Annotated in this window: 3 protein-coding genes and 1 pseudogene; 3 read left to right on the plus strand and 1 reads right to left on the minus strand. The window is 66.1% G+C overall.

The window, feature by feature from the left end:
• Positions 1-246 (plus strand): annotated as a pseudogene (locus tag VML93_RS17550) (primosomal protein); the annotation flags it as partial.
• A gap of 104 nt (positions 247-350) precedes the next feature.
• Positions 351-1,334, plus strand: coding sequence for a VWA domain-containing protein (locus tag VML93_RS17555; RefSeq protein WP_325612574.1), 984 nt, complete (start codon positions 351-353; stop codon positions 1,332-1,334).
• 4 nt (positions 1,335-1,338) lie between these two features.
• Here VML93_RS17555 and VML93_RS17560 read toward each other — a convergent pair whose 3' ends face one another.
• A complete protein-coding gene (locus VML93_RS17560) occupies positions 1,339-2,346 on the minus strand; it encodes a VWA domain-containing protein (protein ID WP_325612576.1) in 1,008 nt (335 codons plus the stop codon).
• A gap of 93 nt (positions 2,347-2,439) precedes the next feature.
• On the opposite strand from VML93_RS17560, the gene VML93_RS17565 reads away from it, so the two are divergent.
• Positions 2,440-2,859, plus strand: a complete 420-nt coding sequence (locus tag VML93_RS17565) for a DUF4189 domain-containing protein (RefSeq protein ID WP_325612577.1) — start codon at positions 2,440-2,442, stop codon at positions 2,857-2,859.
• The last annotated feature ends 170 nt before the right edge of the window (positions 2,860-3,029 follow it).

A 3,029-nucleotide genomic window follows, 5' to 3' on the forward strand; every position in this document is an offset into this window, starting at 1 on the left:
GACGGGCCGGACGCCGTGGACCGCGAGCAGCTCGACCTGGCGGTCGAACTGCTCCGCGACATCGGTGCGTACTCCGAGGAGACCACGGTCGACAAGGCGCTGGAAACCAGCCGGCCGCTGGGCAAGCTGGTGGCCTACGTGCTGGAGCCCGACTCCGTCAGCAAACCCGCGGCCCCGTATTCCGCCGCGGTCCGCGAATGGGAAAAGCTGGAACAGTTTGTGGAATCGCGGCTGAGGCGCGAGTAGGACCCGGGCTGGCCAGGCCCGTTTGACGGACGATCGAGGTTCCTCTTTACTGGCGGCAAGTGCCCGCCGGCGTACAAAGGGGCGGCTGACGGGAGGTGAGCACAGTGACGCTTCCTGGAATCGGCCCGTTACCGCTATCCCAATTCCAACGTCCGGGCCTGCTGCTGTTCGCCCTCGTTCCGTTGGCGCTGCTCGCCCTCTACGTGCTGATCCAGGCCCAGCGCCAGAAGCGCCTGCATCGGTTCACCGAAGCACGCGTCCCGCAGTCGTTGTGGCGGCACCTTCCGATCGCATTTGCACTGCTCTGCCTGTTCCTGCTGACCATCGCGCTGGCCACGCCCACCCATGAGATGCGGATACCGCGCAACCGCGCCGTCGTCATCCTGGTGATCGACAACTCGAATTCGATGCGGGCGACCGACGTCGACCCCGATCGCCTGAAGGCTGCCGAGGAGGCGGCCAAAAAGTTCGCCGAACAGCTGACACCGGGCATCAACCTGGGGCTTGTCGGTTTTGCGCGAACGCCGTACCTGCTGGTCCCCCCGACCCCGCAACACCAGGCGACCGTCGAGGCGCTGGGCAAATTGCAGTTCGCCGACGGCACGGCCACCGGCGAGGCCATCTTGACCGCCCTGCACGCAATCGAAGCCACGGCGGTATCCGGTGGCGACCAACCGCCGCCGGCCCGCATCGTGCTGCTGTCCGACGGCGCCGAAAACAAGCCGAAAAACCCGAACGATCCGCATGACGGTGGCTTTACCGCCGCGCGCCTGGCAAAGGACCACGGGGTACCCATCTCGACGATCACGTTCGGCACCAAAAACGGCACCATCCAACTGGACAAACAGCAGGTAAACGTGCCTGTGGACCCCGAACAGATGAAGACGATCGCGCGGCTGTCCGGCGGGAAGTCCTACACCGCAAGCGACCTCAGCGAGCTCAATCGCATCTACGACAACATCGAGCAGGAGATCGGATCCCGCATCGTGGCCGGGCCTGGCAGTTCCGGGTGGCTGCGACTCAGTGTCATCGCCGCCTTCGTCGCGGCGGGGTTGGCGTTGTTGATCAACCGGCGTTTGCCGGTGTAATCGGTCAGGCGGGCAGCCGGCGGTTCAGGTACAGCCCGGCCAGTACCGCCCCGGCCATCACCACCGCACCGAGCAGAATCCAGGCGCTGCTGGCGTCGCCGCGCACGGTTTCGTAGCCGATCTGCTGCTGCAGGGTCGCATAGACGTCCTTGAGCGAGTCCAGGCTGTCGGCGTGGAACGCCTGACCGTCGGTGATCTCGCAGATTTTCTTCAGGGTTTGATCGTCGACGGGAACCGGAATCGTGGAGCCGTTGAATTCGACGGTGCCGTAGGGCGTGCCGAAGGAGATCGTCGAGATCTGCACACCCTGGGATTTGGCGGCGCGGGCCGCAGTGAAGGCTCCCTGGGGGGCGTTAGGGTCCAGCGGCACGTTTTCGGCACCGTCGGACTCCAGCACGATCCGTGCCGGCGGCGGGCCGTCGCCGCCGCCCATTACCGCGCCGACCGTGGCGATGGCCTGCAGCGCCGTGAAGATGCCTTCCCCCGTCGCGGTCTTGGGAGCCGGTTCCAGGCGGTCGATGGCCTGTTTGACGGCGGCGCGGTTGGTTGTGGGCGAGACCAGCAGCGTGGCGTTGGCAGCGAACTGCACCAGGCCGAGGTTGATCGCCGGGGTCAGCTCGTCGGCGAATTGCTTACCCGCCTCTTTTGCGGCGGCCAGCCGGCTCGGGGCGACATCGGTGGCTGCCATGGACTCCGAGATGTCGATGACCAGCACCACCACCGCCCGGTTGAGCGGAATCCTGACGTTCGATGTGGGTCCGGCCATGGCCGTCGTCAGCAGCACCAACGCCGAGACGAGCAGAATCGTGGGCACGTGCCGCCACCGCCCGCGGCGAACGGGCGCGACGGTGTCCAGCAGCTCCATGTTGGCGAATCGCAGAACCCGCCGGCGGCGGGCCAAAAGTGCGACCAAATAGACGCCAACCACCAGTAGCACGAGCAGCAGGCACAAAAAGAACCAGGCGTGCTGGAAGCCGGCGAGCGATATCGGGCCCAACAGAGGCAACTTCACCCCACCAAGGTGCTGTGCAGAGCGGTCGTCGTCAAGTTCCCGTCATTCTTACGGGCCTCAGGGTCAGTTCTCATCCCGTTCCGAGCGGCGGCTGTGACGCTGTGGATCGTGACCCTGAGGTACGTTGCGCCAGCCCCGGTCGTCGGCCCTCTCGTCGCCGCCGGATCGCTGGTGGCGGTCCCGGTGGCCAAAGCTGATATCGATTTCGAATGCCGGCCGGGATGCTGGGGCGCGATCGCTGCCTCGCCTTCGAACGGGGAAGAAGCAATCCGGCTCAACTATCGGACCCGACAAAAGGCGGAGGACGCGGCGGTCCTGTGGTGCGACGTCGCCGGCAAGACGAACGACTGTCAGGTAGTCACGTCGGGACTGGGCTGCCTCTCGATCGCGGAGAGCAGCGACGGGGAAATGCTAGCCGGGCGGGTCGCGCTCACCCTGGATGCAGCTGACGGCGCGGCGCTGGACGGTGCCGGACCGGGCTCGAAGATCGGCCTGCACGACTGCAACGGCTGATGTCGGCGGAGCCTGGTACTGTCGAACACATGTTCGATGAAACATCTGAGCCGGAGCCGGACCCGCAGGCGGGGGGTGGTGATGGGTTCGAGTGGCTGGAGCAGCTGTGTACGCAGCGGACCCCGACCGCGGAGTCGGTGGGTTGGCTGGAGCAGATCAGCGCGGCGGTA

The organism is Mycobacterium sp. (genome assembly GCF_035499775.1).
Lineage (GTDB): Bacteria > Actinomycetota > Actinomycetes > Mycobacteriales > Mycobacteriaceae > Mycobacterium.